Raw genomic sequence first — 15580 nt, forward strand, 5'->3', positions numbered from 1 at the left:
TCCAGGTGGAGCGGGGTTTTGGAGAAAGACGATGGCAAAGGCTAAATTCGAGCGGACGAAGCCGCACTGCAACATCGGCACCATCGGTCACGTCGATCACGGCAAGACCTCGCTGACTGCTGCAATCACCAAGACGCTGGCTAAGACCGGCGGCGCCACCTACAGCGCGTACGACCAGATCGACAAGGCTCCGGAAGAGCGCGCTCGTGGTATCACCATTTCCACGGCTCACGTTGAGTACGAGACGGCTGACCGTCACTATGCTCACGTCGACTGCCCGGGCCATGCTGACTACGTGAAGAACATGATCACGGGTGCAGCTCAGATGGACGGCGCGATCCTCGTCGTGTCCGCTGCTGATGGTCCGATGCCGCAGACCCGCGAGCACATCCTGCTTGCCCGTCAGGTTGGCGTGCCGGCACTGGTCGTGTTCCTGAACAAGGTTGACCAGGTTGACGATCCGGAGCTGCTCGAACTCGTGGAAATGGAAGTTCGTGAGCTTCTGTCTTCCTATCAGTTCCCGGGCGACGATATCCCCATCGTCAAGGGCTCCGCTCTTGTGACGCTGGAAGATGGCGATCCGTCCATCGGTGAAGACCGCGTTCTCGAACTGATGACGCAGGTTGACGCCTACATCCCGCAGCCGGAGCGTCCGGTTGACCGTCCGTTCCTGATGCCGATCGAAGACGTGTTCTCGATCTCTGGTCGTGGTACGGTTGTCACGGGCCGTGTCGAGCGCGGCGTTGTCAACGTGGGTGACGAAGTCGAAATCGTCGGCCTGAAGGACACCGTCAAGACGACCGTTACGGGCGTCGAGATGTTCCGCAAGCTGCTCGATCGCGGTGAAGCCGGTGACAACATCGGTGCGCTGGTTCGTGGTACGAAGCGTGAAGACGTCGAGCGTGGCCAGGTTCTGGCAAAGCCCGGCTCCATCACGCCGCACAAGAAGTTCAAGGCTGAGGCTTACATCCTCACGAAGGAGGAGGGTGGCCGTCACACGCCGTTCTTCACGAACTACCGCCCGCAGTTCTATTTCCGTACGACCGACGTCACGGGCGTCGTGACGCTGCCGGAAGGCACGGAAATGGTCATGCCGGGTGACAACGTTGCCATGGATGTGGAGCTGATCGCTCCGATCGCCATGGACGAAGGCCTGCGCTTCGCTATCCGCGAAGGTGGCCGTACCGTGGGTGCCGGTGTGGTTTCTTCCATCACCGCCTAAGTCCTGCGTTTAGCCGTTGGCTTTGACAGCCCCGGTCAGATTTTTTCTGACCGGGGTTCCCTTTCAGGGGCAATGGCAGTAGGACGACACCCGAATTTTTGAGTTGGACGAACAAGAACATGGACAACCAGAACATCCGCATTCGCCTTAAGGCGTACGATCATCGCGTGCTGGACAACAGCACCAAGGAGATCGTAAACACGGCGAAGCGTACGGGTGCGCGGGTTCGGGGTCCGATCCCGCTGCCGACGCATATCGAACGGTTCACGGTGAACCGCTCGCCACACGTGGATAAGAAAAGCCGCGAACAGTTCGAAATTCGGACTCACCGCCGGCTGCTCGACATTGTCGAGCCGACCCCGCAGACCGTGGACGCCCTCATGAAGCTCGACCTCGCCGCTGGCGTGGACGTCGAGATCAAACTCTAAGGTCCAGACGATGCGAACCGGATTGATTGCAAAGAAGCTGGGAATGACCCGGCTGTTTAAGGAAGATGGCACGCATGTGCCTGTGACGGTCCTTCACCTCGACAATGTCGAGGTTGTGGATGCCCGCACGAACGAGCGCGATGGCTATACCGCCATTCAGCTCGGACTTGGTAATGCCAAGGTGAAGAATGTCACCAAGGCGAACCGTGGCCATTTCGCCCGGACCAAGGTCGAGCCAAAGAAGCATCTGGCAGAGTTCCGCGTCTCTGAAGACGCCCTGCTGGAAGCTGGAACCAAGCTGTCCGCTGCTCACTTCGTTGTGGGGCAGAAAGTTGACGTCACGGGCCAGAGCAAGGGCAAGGGTTTTGCGGGTGTTATGAAGCGTCATAACTTCGCAGGTCTCGAAGCGTCCCACGGCGTCTCCATCAGCCACCGTTCCCATGGTTCTACGGGCCAGCGCCAGGATCCTGGCAAGGTCTTCAAGGGAAAGAAGATGGCAGGTCACATGGGTGACGAGCGTGTTACCACGCTGAACCTTGAGATCGCTGCCGTGGATGAAGAGCGTAACCTGATCATGGTCAGGGGTGCAATTCCTGGTGCGAAGAACGGCCTTGTGCTGATTCGCGATGCAATCAAGAAGGCTCGCCATGCTGATGCGCCGTATCCGGCAGCAACAGTGGCGGCCGCCGGTTGAGGACGAGGGGCATGGAATACGATATCAAGACCCTCGATAATGGTAGCGCAGGCTCTGTCGCGCTTCCGGAAGAGATTTTCGCGGTCACTCCGCGCTCTGACATCATGGCACGTGTTGTGCACTGGCAGCTCGCAAAGCGCCGTGCCGGTACGCACCGTACGAAGGGCATGGGTGAGATTTCTGGCACGACCAAGAAGCCTTACCGCCAGAAGGGTACGGGTTCTGCCCGTCAGGGTTCCCTGCGCGCGCCGCAGTTCCGTACGGGTGGTGTTGTCCATGGTCCGGTCGTTCGTGACCACGGCTATGACCTCCCCAAGAAGGTCCGTCGTCTTGGCCTGATCTGTGCCCTGTCGCAGAAGGCAGCCGAGGGCAAGCTGATCGTTCTCGATGCAGCCAACGGTGTCACCAAGACCCGTGAAGCCGCAGCGAAGATCAAGGCCCTGGGCTGGACGTCCGCGCTGATCGTTGATGGCGCTGTTGACGAGCAGTTCGCTCGCGCAATCGCCAATCTGCCGAAGATCGACGTTCTGCCGACCATTGGTGCAAACGTCTATGACATCCTCAACCACGACGTGCTGGTCATCACCCGCGCCGGTCTTGAGGGTCTTAAGGAGCGTCTGGCATGACCATCAATACCGTCATGAACGCACACAAGACAGCACAGAACATGTCGCAGGAAGCCCTGTACGACGTGGTCCGTGCACCGCTGATCACCGAAAAGGCGACGCTTCTTTCCGAGCGTAACCAGGTGGTGTTCAAGGTCGCTCCCGGTGCGACGAAGCCCCAGATCAAGACTGCGGTTGAGAAGCTCTTCAACGTGAAGGTAACCGGCGTGAACACGCTGGTCCAGAAGGGCAAGATCAAGCGCGTCAAGGGTCGTCCTGGCCGTCGCTCGGACATCAAGAAGGCGTATGTACAGCTTGCTGAAGGTCAGTCCATTGACCTTACAGCCAAGCTGGGCTGACGCGGGGTAGGATACCATGGCACTCAAGCACTTTAATCCCACGACGCCGAGCACGCGCGGCACCGTGCTGATTGATCGCAGCGAGCTCTTCAAGGGCAAGCCGGTCAAGCAGCTGACGGAAGGCAAGAACAAGTCCGGTGGCCGTAACAATCACGGTCGTACGACAGTTCGGTTCCGTGGCGGCGGGCATAAGCAGTCCTATCGTTATGTCGACTTCAAGCGTCGCAAGTTCGATGTGGCCGCTACGGTCGAGCGTCTCGAATATGATCCGAACCGCACCGCGTTCATTGCGCTGATCAAGTATGAAGATGGCGAACTCGCCTACATCCTTGCTCCGCAGCGCGTGAAGGTTGGCGATCGCGTCATTTCTGGCGCCCATACGGACGTCAAGCCTGGCAATGCCATGCCGCTGGGTGCAATGCCGGTCGGAACGATCGTGCATAACATCGAGCTGAAGCAGGGCGCCGGTGGCAAGCTGGCCCGTTCTGCTGGCACCTATGCGCAGCTGGTCGGCAAGGACGCCGGCTACGCGCAGATCAAGCTGCAGTCCGGTGAGCTGCGTCTTGTTCGTGGTGAATGCATGGCAACCGTTGGTGCCGTGTCCAACCCGGACAACATGAACCAGCACATGGGCAAGGCCGGTCGTTCCCGCTGGCTCGGACGTCGTCCGCATAACCGTGGCGTTGTCATGAACCCGGTTGACCATCCGCATGGTGGTGGTGAAGGCCGGACCTCTGGTGGCCGTCATCCGGTTACGCCGTGGGGTGTTCCGACCAAGGGTTATAAGACACGTGTTAACAAAAAGACGGATAGCCTGATCATCCGTCGCCGTAAGTCCGGCAAGTAAGAGGGGGCAAACAGAGATGGCACGTTCCGTCTGGAAGGGCCCGTTCGTTGACGGGTATCTGTTCGGCAAGGCTGAAGCGTCACGCGCTTCGGGTCGTAATGAAGTGATCAAGATCTGGTCGCGTCGTTCGACGATCCTTCCGCAGTTCGTTGGACTTACGTTCGGCGTCTATAATGGTCACAAGTTCCTGCCTGTGCAGGTCACGGAGAACATGGTCGGTCACAAGTTCGGTGAGTTCTCGCCGACGCGGACCTACACCGGTCATGGCTCTGACAAGAAGTCGAAGCGGGGCTGAAAATGAGCAAGCCGAAGCACATCCGCACGCTCGCTGATACGGAAGCGCAGGCAGTTGCCCGCAACATCCGCGTCAGCCCGCGCAAGCTGAATCTGGTCGCGGCAATGATCCGCAACCAGCCGGCTGACAAGGCTATCGCCGCTCTGACCTTCTCGCGTCGTCGTATCGCGCAGCAGGTCAAGAAGACTCTTGAGAGCGCCGTGGCCAACGCTGAGAACAATCATCAGCTCGATGTCGATCAGCTGGTGGTCAAGACGGCAGAAGTGGGCAAGTCCATCGTCATGAAGCGTTTCCACGCTCGTGGCCGTGGCCGTTCTGCTCGCGTCGAGAAGTTCTTCAGCCACCTGAAGATTGTTGTTGCCGAGCGTGCAGAAGCACCGGAAGAGACGAAGCCGTCTCGCGGAACCAACAAAGAGCAGAAGGCAGCCTGATCCATGGGACACAAGGTCAATCCGATCGGGCTTCGGCTCGGCGTCAACCGTACCTGGGACAGCCGCTGGTACGCCGGTCAAGACTACGCACGTCTGCTGCATGAAGATCTGAAACTTCGTGCATTTCTGCGTCGCAAGCTGTCCGGCGCAGGCGTGTCCCGCGTTGTTATCGAGCGTCCGGCCAAGAAGCCCCGCGTGACGATCTACGCTGCCCGTCCGGGCGTCGTGATCGGCAAGAAGGGTCAGGACATCGACGCGCTCCGCAAGGAACTGAGCCGTATGGCGAAGACCGACGTGGCGCTGAACATCGTCGAGATCCGCAAGCCGGAAATCGATGCGACCCTCGTTGCCGAGAACATTGCTCAGCAGCTGGAACGTCGTGTTGCATTCCGTCGTGCCATGAAGCGCGCAATCCAGTCCGCAATGCGTCTTGGTGCCCAGGGCATCCGGATCACCTGCGGTGGACGTCTGGGTGGTGCTGAAATCGCTCGTGCCGAAAAGTATCGTGAGGGACGCGTTCCCCTGCATACGCTTCGCGCGGATATCGATTACGGTACGGCAACCGCCAAGACAACGTATGGCACCTGCGGTGTGAAGGTATGGATCTTCAAGGGTGAGATCCTGGCTCATGACCCGCTGGCACAGGATCGTCGTGCTGCGGAGCAGGCTCCCCAGCGCTAAGACTGTGAGCGAAAGCTCACAGTTCCATTGCTGGTGCTGATTTGAGGATTTAACAACATGCTTTCCCCGAAGCGGACAAAGTTTCGTAAGGCCCACAAGGGCCGCATTCACGGTCTGGCGAAAAGCGGAACCCAGTTGAACTTCGGTGCCTTCGGCCTGAAGGCGCTGGAGCCGGAGCGGATTACCGCGCGTCAGATCGAAGCCTCCCGTCGTGCGATCACGCGTGCCATGAAGCGTGCCGGTCGCGTGTGGATTCGTATCTTTCCGGACACTCCGGTCTCGACAAAGCCTGCAGAAGTGCGTATGGGCTCCGGTAAGGGTAACCCCGAGTACTGGGCCGCACGTGTTAAGCCGGGTCGTATCCTGTTCGAGATCGAAGGCGTTCCGCCTGAGGTCGCCAAGCTGGCCCTGAGCCTGGGTGCTGCAAAGCTTCCGATCAAGACCAAGTTCGTTCAGCGTATCGGAGACGCGTAATGGCCGACACGTACAAGCCTGCCGATCTGCGCGCGAAGAGCGAGGACGAGCTGAACGCTCTTCTGCTCGATCTCAAGCGCGAACAGATCAACCACCGTTTTTCGGCTGCCACCGGGCAGTCGGAGAACACAAGCCGCGTCAAGGTCGTGCGCCGTGCAGTAGCACGTATCAAGACACTGGCTCATCAATCGAAGAACCGTGCGGGCGCCAAAACGTCCGCCGCTAAGTCCTGAGAGGAGACGGACGATGCCAAGGCGCGTCCTGACGGGTAGGGTCACGAGCGACAAGATGGACAAGACGGTTACCGTTCTTGTCGATCGTCGCATCATGCATCCGCTCTACAAGAAGTTTATTCGCCGCTCCAAGAAGTATGCGGCTCATGACGAAGAGAACGTCTGCCAGACGGGTGATCTGGTCCGCATTGAAGAATGCGCACCGATCTCCAAGCGCAAGACGTGGTCTGTCGTGTCGCGCAACGGAGAGGACTTGGCATCTGCCTCCTCTTCCGTCAGCGCATAAGGGGGTAGGCACATGATTCATCCCGAGACCAACCTGGACGTCGCCGACAACTCCGGCGCACGTCGGGTGCAGTGCATCAAGGTGCTGGGCGGTTCCAAGCGGAAAACTGCCTCGGTCGGCGACGTCATTGTCGTGTCCGTCAAGGAAGCAATTCCTCGCGGCAAGGTGAAGAAGGGTGACGTCCATCAGGCCGTTATCGTTCGCACCTCCTACCCGGTCCGTCGTGCAGATGGCTCCGCCATCCGCTTCGACAAGAATGCTGCCGTTCTGCTGAACAAGCAGCAGGAGCCGATTGGTACGCGTATCTTTGGCCCGGTGGTTCGTGAGCTGCGTGCGCGCAAGTTCATGAAGATCATCTCGCTGGCTCCGGAGGTGCTGTAATGGCTGCTCGTATCAAGAAGGGTGACCAGGTTCTGGTCCTCTCCGGCAAGTCCCGTGGCGTTCGTGGCGAAGTTCTCGCCGTGATGCCGAAGGCCGAGAAGGCTGTTGTGCGTGGCGTGGCAGTTGCCAAGCGCCACACGAAGCCCAACCGCATGGGCGGAGAAGGTGGGATCATCGAGCGCGAAATGCCGATCCACCTGTCCAACCTGAAGCTGGTTGATCCGAAGAGCGGCAAGCCGACGCGTGTCGGTTTCCGTGTTCTGGAAGACGGTCGCAAGGTTCGCGTTGCCAAGGCAACCGGCGAAGTGATCGAAGGCTGAGGAGCGCAACAATGAGCGAATATAAAAACGCTTTGCCGCGTCTGCACCAGCGCTACGAAGACGTTCTGAAGAAGCAGCTGCGTGAGCAGTTCGGTTATGCTAACGAACTCCAGGTTCCCAAGCTCGAGAAGATCGTGCTGAACATGGGTGTTGGTGAAGCCGCTGGCGACCAGAAGAAGCTTGATGCTGCTGTTGCGGAAATGACCGTCATTTCCGGTCAGAAGCCCGTCAAGACCCTTGCTCGCAAGGCTATTGCCGGCTTCAAGATCCGTGAAGGTCTGCCCATCGGCTGCAAGGTCACGCTCCGTCGTGCCCGCATGTACGAGTTCCTTGACCGTCTGGTGACGATCGCCATGCCGCGTATCCGCGATTTCCGCGGTCTGCCGGCAAACAAGGGCTTTGATGGACATGGCAACTTTGCCATGGGCATCAAAGAACAGATCGTGTTTCCTGAGATCGAATATGACAAGATCGATGCCGTTCGCGGCATGGACATCATTTTCGTGACCAGCGCCAAGTCTGATGCTGAAGCAAAGGCCCTGCTGAAGGCCTTTGATCTGCCGTTCAACGGCTGATCTATAATTTTTCAGACCGATCACGGTTAAAATCTGGATTCGGCCTTCCATTGGAAGGCCGCTTTCCTTTATAGACACGCTGATTGGAAAACCGTCGGGATAGGCCTGACAGGTTCCGGGAGAAAATTCGAGATGGCGAAGGTCTCAGCGGTAAACCGTAATAACCATCGCGCTGCCCTGGTGAAGCGCGATAAGGAAAAGCGGACCGCTCTCAAGAACATCATCAAGGATCGCACTCTGTCGGTTGAAGACCGCTTTGATGCGACCCTCAAGCTGGCCCAGATGCCGCGCAATGGATCCGCCACGCGCGTCCGCCTGCGTTGCAAGCTTTCTGGTCGTCCCCGTGCCAACTATCGCAAGTTCGAGCTGAGCCGTATCGCTCTGCGTGATCTTGCCTCCGCCGGCCAGATTCCTGGCATGGTCAAGTCGAGCTGGTAAAGGGTAGATCGAATGTCTTTGTCTGATCCACTGGGCGATATGCTGACCCGGATCCGCAATGCGCAGCGTGCCCGTCATGCTGTCTGCGTTGCACCTGCATCTAAGCTGCGCGCAAGCGTGCTGGAAGCTCTGAAGCGTGAGGGCTACATCCGTGGTTTCGCCGCTGAAGAACTCCGCAAGGGTGTTGCACAGCTCCGTATCGAGCTGAAGTATGTAGAAGGCCAGCCGGTCATCAAGGAAATCCATCGCGTTTCCAAGCCCGGCCGTCGCGTCTACTCGAAGATCAAGGAACTTCCGCGCGTTTATGCCGGCCTTGGTGTGTCGATCCTGTCCACCCCGCGTGGCGTCCTGTCGGACGTCGAGGCCCGCGCTGCCAACGTTGGCGGCGAGGTCCTCTGCCGCGTCTTCTAAGGAGGATCGCATGTCTCGCGTAGGTAAATATCCCGTCGAAGTTCCGGCTGGCGTGCAGGTTTCTCTTGCTGATGGCCTTTTTAAGGCCAAGGGCAAGCTGGGTGAACTGACCGTGCCCGTTTCTCGTCATGTGGAAGTCAAGATCGAAGGCAGCAACGTTTCCGTCGCTCCTGTCGGTCGTCGCTCCCGCGAAAACTGGACCATGTGGGGAACAACGCGCGCTCTGATCGCCAATACGGTGAAAGGCGTGTCAGACGGTTTCTCCAAGGGGCTTGAAATTCAGGGTACGGGTTTCCGTGCTGCTGTTCAGGGCTCCAACCTGGTGATGAACCTCGGTTTCTCGCATGATGTTGTCTATCCGATTCCGGAAGGCATCAAGATCACCACGCCGCGTCCGACCGCGATTGTTGTTGAAGGTAACGACAAGCAGCGTGTCGGTCAGGTTGCGCTCGATATTCGCAGTTTCCGCAAGCCGGAGCCCTACAAGGGTAAGGGCGTTCGGTACGAGACCGAGGTTCTGCGTCGCAAGGAAGGTAAGAAGAAGTAATGGCAACGCAGCAAGGATTGCAGGAACGCCGCCGTCAGCGGCTGCGCTTCCAGCTTCGTCGCAAGAGCGGCGGCCGGCCGCGTCTGTCGGTCTTTCGTTCCAGCAAGCACATTCACGCCCAGATCATCGACGATGCGCAGGGTCGTACGCTCGCCAGCGCCTCTACGCTGGAAAAGACGCTTCGCGATGCTGGCAAGACCGGTGCCGACGTGTCTGCGGCTACGGTTATCGGCAAGCTGATTGCCGAGCGCGGTGTTGCAGCTGGCGTCAAGACCGTCGTGTTCGACCGCGGCTCTTATCTGTATCATGGCCGGGTCAAAGCCCTGGCAGAGGCTGCCCGTGAGGGCGGACTCTCGTTCTAAGGAGGATCACACATGGCACGTGAGCCAAGAGAAGGCGGCCGTGGTGGTCGTGAGCGCGAGCAGGGCGATGATCTGGTCGACAAGCTCGTAACCATCAACCGTGTCGCCAAGGTCGTGAAGGGTGGTCGCCGTTTTGCGTTCGCTGCCCTCGTGGTTGTTGGCGACCAGAAGGGACGCGTTGGTTACGGTGCGGGCAAGGCCCGTGAAGTTCCCGAGGCGATCCGCAAGGCAACCGAGCGCGCCAAGCGCACGATGATTCGCGTACCGATGAAGGAGGGTCGCACCCTTCATCACGATACGTTCGGTCACTACGGCGCCGGCAAGGTTGTTGTCCGTGCGGCTGAAGCCGGTACGGGTATCATCGCCGGTGGTCCGATGCGTGCGGTGTTTGAAAGCCTCGGCGTCAATGATGTTGTGGCCAAGAGCCTCGGTACGCGGAACCCGCACAACATGATCAAGGCGACGTTTGCTGCGCTTGAGAAGGCCAGCAGCCCGCGTCATGTTGCTTCCCGTCGCGGCAAGAAGGCTGCAGAACTGTTTGGCAAGCGCGAGCAGGGCCAGACAGAAGCGGAGGTGACAAATGGCTGAGAACGGCAAGACCGTCCAGGTTACGCAGATCGCATCGGTCATCGGTCGTAAACCGGGCCAGGCTGAGACCATCACCGGTCTTGGTCTGCGTGGAATTGGTTCCACGCGTACGCTGGAGGATACTCCGGCCGTGCGTGGAATGATCCGCAAGGTTGCCCACCTCATCAAGGTGGAGGGTTGAAATGAACCTCAACGAACTGCGCGATAACGAGGGTTCCCGTTATCGCAAGAAGCGTCTCGGACGCGGCATCGGGTCCGGCAAGGGCAAGACGTCGGGTCGTGGCGTCAAGGGACAGAAGGCTCGTGAGGGCGTGTCCCTCAACGGCTTCGAGGGTGGCCAGCTTCCGCTGTACCGTCGTATGCCGAAGCGTGGCTTCGTGAACATCTTCCGCAAGGAATATGCTCCGGTGAACCTTGGTGCGATCTCCAAGGCCATCGCAAGCGGAAAGCTGGACAAGGCTGCAACCGTCAATGAGGAGTCCCTGCGCAAGGCGGGTCTCGTCAACGGTAGCAAGCTGGCCGGTGTCCGTCTTCTTGCCCATGGTGAGCTTTCGCATGGTGTGGCCATCGAAGTGGCTGGCGCTTCCGCTGCGGCTCTGGCTGCGGTCGAGAAGGCTGGCGGTACCATCAAGGTGCTCGAAACCAAGAAGGAAGCTCAGGCTGACGCCTGATATTTCTTCTCCGGGCTTCGGCCCGGAATAGGGTTGGATAGTGAACAGCGTCCCGTGCTCTCGTGCGGCGACGCTGTTTTCATGAAAGGACAGGTGGATGGCTTCCGCAGCAGAGCAGCTCGCCGCCAATCTCAATATGAGTTCGTTTTCCAAGGCGACCGAACTCAAGAAGCGCATCTGGTTCACCCTGGGTGCGCTGATCGTCTATCGACTTGGCACGTATATTCCGGTTCCCGGCGTCGATGCGACCGTGATGGGGCAGCTTCTGGCCCAGCATCAGGGTGGTATCCTGGGAATGTTCGACATGTTCACGGGGGGTGCGCTCGGGCGTATGACCGTGTTCGCGCTGAACATCATGCCGTATATCAGTGCTTCGATCATCATTCAGCTTCTTTCCACGGCGCTTCCGTCCATGGAAGCAATGAAGAAGGAAGGTGAGGCGGGTCGTAAGAAGCTCAATCAATATACGCGCTATCTTACGGTTTTCATCGCCCTTTTTCAGGCCTATGGCATTGCTGTGGGGCTTGAGAACATGACGGCGCACGGTGCGACTGCTGTGGTGGCCCCGGGGATGTTCTTCATTGCATCCTGCGTCGTGACGCTTGTGGGCGGCACGATGTTCCTGATGTGGCTTGGAGAGCAGATCACGTCCCGAGGTGTTGGAAACGGGATTTCCCTCATCATTTTCGCGGGTATCGTGGCGAACCTGCCGCATGCTCTGGCCAGTCTTTTCGAACTGGGACGGACAGGGGCTCTTTCGCCCATTTTCGTTGTGATCTTCCTTGTTCTGGCGATCGTAGTCATCGGCTTCATCGTCTTCATGGAACAGGCACAGCGCCGCGTCGTGATCCAGTATCCGAAGCGCCAGGTTGGAAACCGTATTTTTGGCGGCGACTCCACTCACATGCCGCTGAAGGTCAATACGGCCGGCGTCATTCCGCCGATCTTTGCATCCTCCGTTCTTCTGATTCCGGTGACCATCTCCGGCTTCATGAACGGGCATTCGATGCCGGGATGGCTCTCGGTTCTGGGGCAGCAACTGGGGCAGGGACAACCGCTGTACATGCTGTTCTATGCAGCGATGATCCTGTTCTTCTCCTATTTCTATGCGGCGATCACGTTCAATCCCGAAGAAACGGCGGAGAACCTGCGTAAGCAGGGAGGCTTCATCCCTGGCATTCGTCCTGGCGCAAGCACTGCAACGTATTTCGACAAGATCCTGTCCCGTCTGACGGCGATCGGTGCGATGTACCTCGTGGGGGTCTGCCTGTTGCCGCAAATCCTGATCAGCAAATATAACGTGCCGTTCTATTTCGGTGGCACCAGTCTGATCATTATCGTATCGGTCACGATTGATACGGTGACACAGGTTCAGTCCCATCTGGTAGCGCACCAGTATTCGGGCCTGATCCGCAAACAGCGTAGCCGCGGTTCCCGTGGTGGTATTCCGGGAGGCTCGAAGCGTCGATGAACATCATTCTTCTTGGCCCCCCGGGGGCAGGCAAGGGAACTCAGGCCAAACGTCTTGAAACTCTCTATGGCTTCAAGCAGATTTCCACTGGCGATATGCTGCGGGCGGAAGTCGCTGCTGGTTCGGCGATTGGCAACGAAGCCAAGGCGATCATGGAGAAGGGACAGTTTGTTCCTGATCCGATTATCGTTGCCATGATCCAGAACCGGATTGCACAGCCGGACTGCGAGCGGGGCTTCATTCTTGATGGCTTCCCGCGGACCGAAAGTCAGGCCGAGGCGCTGGACACCATGCTGTCCGCACGCGGCCTGACAATCGATGCCGTTATTCTTCTGGACGTCAACGAAGAAGAACTCGTTGAGCGGATCGCCAGCCGTCGTGGTGAAGATGGTACGCGGCGTCCGGATGACAACCCTGATGTGGTCCGTGCCCGTCTGGATGTCTACCGCAAGCAGACCGCGCCGATCCTTCCTTATTATGAGAAGGCCGGGCGTCTGCTGCATGTTGATGGCATGAAAGACGTTGAGAGCGTTGGCAAAGAGATCGATGCCATCGTTGCGACAGCGAAGAAACACTGAGTATTCTGATAGAATCACGAAAAAGTGATCTCTATCATTTGACTCAGGTAGGGTGGGCAGTATATTGCGCGCCCTCGACACAGGTGCAGTCAGGTCGTGTATGCGCATGCCGGAATCGGCAGGTGACAGGCCCGGCTGCGAGATAATCGACCTGGCCACGGCCGGGCACGTAACAGTCTGGTACGGCCCCGAGCCGTTCCAATGGGAGTAACAGGCGTGGCACGTATTGCCGGCGTAAACATTCCGACCAACAAGCGGGTCGTCATTGCCCTGCGTTATGTCTACGGCATCGGCCCGTCGACGGCGCAGTCCATCTGCAACAAGCTCGAAATCCCCGATGCCAAGCGCGTCAACGAGCTGTCTGACGATGAAATCGTGAAGATCCGCGAGCTGATCGATTCCGAACTGCGCGTTGAAGGCGACCTCCGTCGCGAAACCGCAATGAACATCAAGCGTCTGATGGACCTCGGTTGCTACCGTGGTCTTCGTCACCGTCGTGGCCTGCCGGTCCGCGGTCAGCGCACGCACACGAACGCCCGTACCCGCAAGGGCAAGGCCGTGGCGATTGCTGGCAAGAAGAAGGTTACGCGCTAATCCGCGCCTGACATCTTCATCGACGTTTTTCGTTAAACTTTTAGGACGACCTCTCTCATGGCCAAGGCCGCTGCTCCGCGTATCCGTAAAAAGGAACGCAAGAATATCATTTCCGGTGTTGCTCACGTGCTTTCCACGTTCAATAACACCATGATCACCATTTCTGACGCACAGGGCAACGCGATTGCCTGGTCGTCGTCGGGTGCGCAGGGCTTTAAAGGCTCCCGTAAGTCCACGCCGTATGCTGCTCAGGTCGCTGCAGAAGATGCCGGCCGCAAGGCACGCGAGCATGGCATGGAAACGCTTGAGATCGAGGTCTCCGGTCCGGGTTCGGGGCGTGAAAGCGCTCTCCGTGCCCTTCAGGCCGTAGGGTTCAACATTACGTCCATCCGCGACATGACGCCCGTGCCGCACAATGGCTGCCGTCCCCGGAAGCGTCGTCGCGTCTGAGTGATGCTTTGCTGCGTATCGTGCGCGATACGCAGCATCTGTAAGTGATTGCATCTTTTGCCGCACCTTCGGTGCGGGCCCAGGTGCCGCCAATTTCTCTTGGCGTGCTTCGTTGTTTGAAAGGCCACGACCTTGGTTCTCCAGAAAAACTGGCAGTCCCTCATCAAGCCGGAGAAGCTTGAAGTCGAGCCCGGACCGGTTGCCTCGCGCATCGCCACTGTCGTGGCCGAGCCTCTGGAACGCGGCTTCGGCATGACGCTCGGTAACGCACTGCGTCGTATTCTCCTGTCGTCGCTGCAGGGCGCTGCCGTGACCGCTATCCAGATCGATGGCGTGCTGCACGAGTTCTCCGCCGTGCCGGGTGTTCGCGAAGACGTCACGGACATCGTCCTGAACGTCAAGCAGCTCGCCCTGCGCATGCATGGTGAAGGCCCCAAGCGCATGATCCTGACGGCCACGGGCCCGGGTGAAGTGACGGCTGGCCAGATCCAGGCGGGTCATGACATCGAGATCATGAACCCCGATCTCGTGATCTGCACGCTCGATGACGGCGTGAAGCTCGGCATGGAATTCACCGTCAATATGGGCAAGGGCTATGTTGCAGCAGCAGCAAACCGTCCGGAAGATGCCCCCATTGGCCTGATTCCCATCGACGCGATCTATTCGCCGGTGCGTCGGGTTTCCTACAAGATCGAGCAGACGCGTGTAGGTCAGGTCACTGACTATGACAAGCTGCTGCTGACGGTTGAGACCAACGGTGCGGTGACGCCGGAAGACAGCCTGGCTCTTGCAGCCCGGATTCTTCAGGATCAGCTGCAGCTGTTCATCAACTTCGATGAGCCGCGTCCGGTCCAGCATGAAGAGCCGCAGGATGACCTGCCGTTCAACCGCAATCTTCTCCGCAAGGTTGACGAGCTCGAGCTGTCGGTGCGTAGCGCCAACTGCCTCAAGAACGACAACATTGTCTATATTGGCGATCTGGTGCAGAAGTCCGAACAGGAAATGCTCCGTACGCCCAATTTCGGGCGCAAGTCGCTCAACGAGATCAAGGAAGTTCTCACCGGTATGGGGCTGTCGCTCGGCATGAGCGTCCCGGCCTGGCCGCCCGAGAACATCGAGGATCTGGCCAAGCGTCTCGACGAGACGTTCTGAGAACTTTCAAGGTAAGGAAAACTAGCAATGCGTCATGGTGTGAGCGGGCGTAAGCTCAACGTCACCTCTTCTCACCGCGCTGCCATGTTCCGCAACATGGCCGTGGCTCTCATCAAGCACGAGCAGATCACGACGACGCTGCCGAAGGCGAAGGAACTTCGCCCGGTGGTCGAGAAGCTGATCACGCTCGGCAAGCGTGGCGATCTGCACGCCCGTCGTCAGGCTTTCGCACAGCTGCGTGACGACGCCGTCGTGACGAAGCTGTTCTCGGCTGTTGCCGAGCGCTACAAGGGGCGTGCCGGTGGCTACTCCCGTGTCCTGAAGGCCGGCGTCCGTTATGGCGACAATGCCGATATGGCCGTGATCGAGCTGGTCGATCGTGATGTCGCTGCAAAGGGCCAGGATAGCGGACCGAAGCAGAACGTTGCAGAAGAGCAGGAAGCCGCCTGAGCTTTCTGTTTTCGAAGCTTTGAAAAAGGCCGGGGCA

28 protein-coding genes are annotated in these 15580 nt (G+C 58.7%); all 28 read left to right on the forward strand.

The features are described from left to right. Positions 1-31: 31 nt before the first annotated feature. The 28 genes from tuf (at position 32) to rplQ (ending at position 15543) form a co-directional block, all read left to right on the forward strand. Complete coding sequence (tuf, locus tag GFJ39_RS01375) at positions 32-1222, forward strand: elongation factor Tu (RefSeq protein WP_062368211.1); 1191 nt, start codon at positions 32-34, stop codon at positions 1220-1222. 119 nt (positions 1223-1341) lie between these two features. After that, the gene (gene rpsJ / locus GFJ39_RS01380; protein WP_007282720.1) at positions 1342-1650 is read left to right on the forward strand and encodes a 30S ribosomal protein S10; all 309 of its coding nucleotides are present in this window, start codon (positions 1342-1344) and stop codon (positions 1648-1650) included. Positions 1651-1660: 10 nt separating this feature from the next. After that, positions 1661-2344: a 50S ribosomal protein L3 gene (gene rplC / locus GFJ39_RS01385; protein ID WP_041110841.1), complete on the forward strand. Its 684-nt coding sequence runs from the start codon at positions 1661-1663 to the stop codon at positions 2342-2344. Between the two features lie 11 nt (positions 2345-2355). After that, positions 2356-2970 (forward strand): 50S ribosomal protein L4, encoded by a 615-nt coding sequence (rplD, locus tag GFJ39_RS01390; RefSeq protein ID WP_011251965.1) that lies wholly within the window; start codon positions 2356-2358, stop codon positions 2968-2970. Between the two features lie 41 nt (positions 2971-3011). Beyond that, entirely contained in the window at positions 3012-3308 is a 297-nt protein-coding gene (locus tag GFJ39_RS01395) for a 50S ribosomal protein L23 (RefSeq protein ID WP_194285258.1), read from the forward strand. 16 nt (positions 3309-3324) lie between these two features. Beyond that, entirely contained in the window at positions 3325-4155 is an 831-nt protein-coding gene (gene rplB, locus GFJ39_RS01400; RefSeq protein WP_141351579.1) for a 50S ribosomal protein L2, read from the forward strand. A 16-nt stretch (positions 4156-4171) separates the two neighbouring features. Continuing rightward, positions 4172-4450, forward strand: a complete 279-nt coding sequence (rpsS, locus tag GFJ39_RS01405) for a 30S ribosomal protein S19 (RefSeq protein WP_011251962.1) — start codon at positions 4172-4174, stop codon at positions 4448-4450. Positions 4451-4452: 2 nt separating this feature from the next. Continuing rightward, on the forward strand, positions 4453-4881 hold the full coding sequence (gene rplV, locus GFJ39_RS01410) for a 50S ribosomal protein L22 (RefSeq protein ID WP_011251961.1): 429 nt from the start codon (positions 4453-4455) through the stop codon (positions 4879-4881). 3 nt (positions 4882-4884) lie between these two features. Continuing rightward, entirely contained in the window at positions 4885-5562 is a 678-nt protein-coding gene (gene rpsC, locus GFJ39_RS01415; protein ID WP_011251960.1) for a 30S ribosomal protein S3, read from the forward strand. Between the two features lie 57 nt (positions 5563-5619). Then, positions 5620-6036 (forward strand): 50S ribosomal protein L16, encoded by a 417-nt coding sequence (rplP, locus tag GFJ39_RS01420; RefSeq protein ID WP_011251959.1) that lies wholly within the window; start codon positions 5620-5622, stop codon positions 6034-6036. Continuing rightward, on the forward strand, positions 6036-6269 hold the full coding sequence (gene rpmC / locus GFJ39_RS01425) for a 50S ribosomal protein L29 (RefSeq protein ID WP_011251958.1): 234 nt from the start codon (positions 6036-6038) through the stop codon (positions 6267-6269). Before rplP ends, rpmC begins: the two co-directional genes overlap by 1 nt. Positions 6270-6282: 13 nt before the next feature. Continuing rightward, positions 6283-6555: a 30S ribosomal protein S17 gene (gene rpsQ / locus GFJ39_RS01430; RefSeq protein ID WP_024717239.1), complete on the forward strand. Its 273-nt coding sequence runs from the start codon at positions 6283-6285 to the stop codon at positions 6553-6555. A gap of 12 nt (positions 6556-6567) precedes the next feature. Continuing rightward, positions 6568-6936: a 50S ribosomal protein L14 gene (gene rplN / locus GFJ39_RS01435; RefSeq protein WP_011251956.1), complete on the forward strand. Its 369-nt coding sequence runs from the start codon at positions 6568-6570 to the stop codon at positions 6934-6936. Beyond that, positions 6936-7256, forward strand: a complete 321-nt coding sequence (rplX, locus tag GFJ39_RS01440; RefSeq protein ID WP_007282732.1) for a 50S ribosomal protein L24 — start codon at positions 6936-6938, stop codon at positions 7254-7256. Before rplN ends, rplX begins: the two co-directional genes overlap by 1 nt. Positions 7257-7267: 11 nt before the next feature. Further along, the gene (gene rplE / locus GFJ39_RS01445; protein WP_011251954.1) at positions 7268-7831 is read left to right on the forward strand and encodes a 50S ribosomal protein L5; all 564 of its coding nucleotides are present in this window, start codon (positions 7268-7270) and stop codon (positions 7829-7831) included. 132 nt (positions 7832-7963) lie between these two features. Beyond that, positions 7964-8269 (forward strand): 30S ribosomal protein S14, encoded by a 306-nt coding sequence (gene rpsN, locus GFJ39_RS01450; RefSeq protein WP_011251953.1) that lies wholly within the window; start codon positions 7964-7966, stop codon positions 8267-8269. Between the two features lie 12 nt (positions 8270-8281). Beyond that, positions 8282-8680: a 30S ribosomal protein S8 gene (gene rpsH, locus GFJ39_RS01455; protein ID WP_011251952.1), complete on the forward strand. Its 399-nt coding sequence runs from the start codon at positions 8282-8284 to the stop codon at positions 8678-8680. 10 nt (positions 8681-8690) lie between these two features. Next, positions 8691-9227: a 50S ribosomal protein L6 gene (rplF, locus tag GFJ39_RS01460; protein WP_153429228.1), complete on the forward strand. Its 537-nt coding sequence runs from the start codon at positions 8691-8693 to the stop codon at positions 9225-9227. Then, positions 9227-9589 (forward strand): 50S ribosomal protein L18, encoded by a 363-nt coding sequence (gene rplR, locus GFJ39_RS01465; RefSeq protein WP_146859707.1) that lies wholly within the window; start codon positions 9227-9229, stop codon positions 9587-9589. Before rplF ends, rplR begins: the two co-directional genes overlap by 1 nt. Positions 9590-9601: 12 nt before the next feature. Continuing rightward, entirely contained in the window at positions 9602-10177 is a 576-nt protein-coding gene (gene rpsE / locus GFJ39_RS01470; protein ID WP_011251949.1) for a 30S ribosomal protein S5, read from the forward strand. Further along, complete coding sequence (gene rpmD, locus GFJ39_RS01475; RefSeq protein WP_011251948.1) at positions 10170-10358, forward strand: 50S ribosomal protein L30; 189 nt, start codon at positions 10170-10172, stop codon at positions 10356-10358. Before rpsE ends, rpmD begins: the two co-directional genes overlap by 8 nt. Position 10359: 1 nt before the next feature. Then, complete coding sequence (gene rplO / locus GFJ39_RS01480; protein WP_153429229.1) at positions 10360-10848, forward strand: 50S ribosomal protein L15; 489 nt, start codon at positions 10360-10362, stop codon at positions 10846-10848. A 97-nt stretch (positions 10849-10945) separates the two neighbouring features. After that, positions 10946-12319, forward strand: a complete 1374-nt coding sequence (gene secY / locus GFJ39_RS01485) for a preprotein translocase subunit SecY (RefSeq protein WP_153429230.1) — start codon at positions 10946-10948, stop codon at positions 12317-12319. Continuing rightward, the gene (locus tag GFJ39_RS01490) at positions 12316-12897 is read left to right on the forward strand and encodes an adenylate kinase (RefSeq protein ID WP_153429231.1); all 582 of its coding nucleotides are present in this window, start codon (positions 12316-12318) and stop codon (positions 12895-12897) included. The genes secY and GFJ39_RS01490 overlap by 4 nt, the downstream gene beginning before the upstream one ends. 216 nt (positions 12898-13113) lie before the next feature. Next, positions 13114-13491 carry a 30S ribosomal protein S13 gene (gene rpsM, locus GFJ39_RS01495; protein WP_011251944.1) on the forward strand — a complete coding sequence of 126 codons (378 nt, stop codon included), beginning with the start codon at positions 13114-13116 and terminating at the stop codon, positions 13489-13491. A gap of 57 nt (positions 13492-13548) precedes the next feature. Continuing rightward, entirely contained in the window at positions 13549-13941 is a 393-nt protein-coding gene (gene rpsK / locus GFJ39_RS01500) for a 30S ribosomal protein S11 (RefSeq protein ID WP_011251943.1), read from the forward strand. A gap of 132 nt (positions 13942-14073) precedes the next feature. After that, positions 14074-15093, forward strand: coding sequence for a DNA-directed RNA polymerase subunit alpha (locus GFJ39_RS01505; protein WP_011251942.1), 1020 nt, complete (start codon positions 14074-14076; stop codon positions 15091-15093). Between the two features lie 27 nt (positions 15094-15120). Continuing rightward, on the forward strand, positions 15121-15543 hold the full coding sequence (gene rplQ / locus GFJ39_RS01510; protein ID WP_011251941.1) for a 50S ribosomal protein L17: 423 nt from the start codon (positions 15121-15123) through the stop codon (positions 15541-15543). The last annotated feature ends 37 nt before the right edge of the window (positions 15544-15580 follow it).

It is taken from the genome of Gluconobacter aidae (assembly GCF_009547075.1).
Classification (GTDB): domain Bacteria; phylum Pseudomonadota; class Alphaproteobacteria; order Acetobacterales; family Acetobacteraceae; genus Gluconobacter; species Gluconobacter aidae.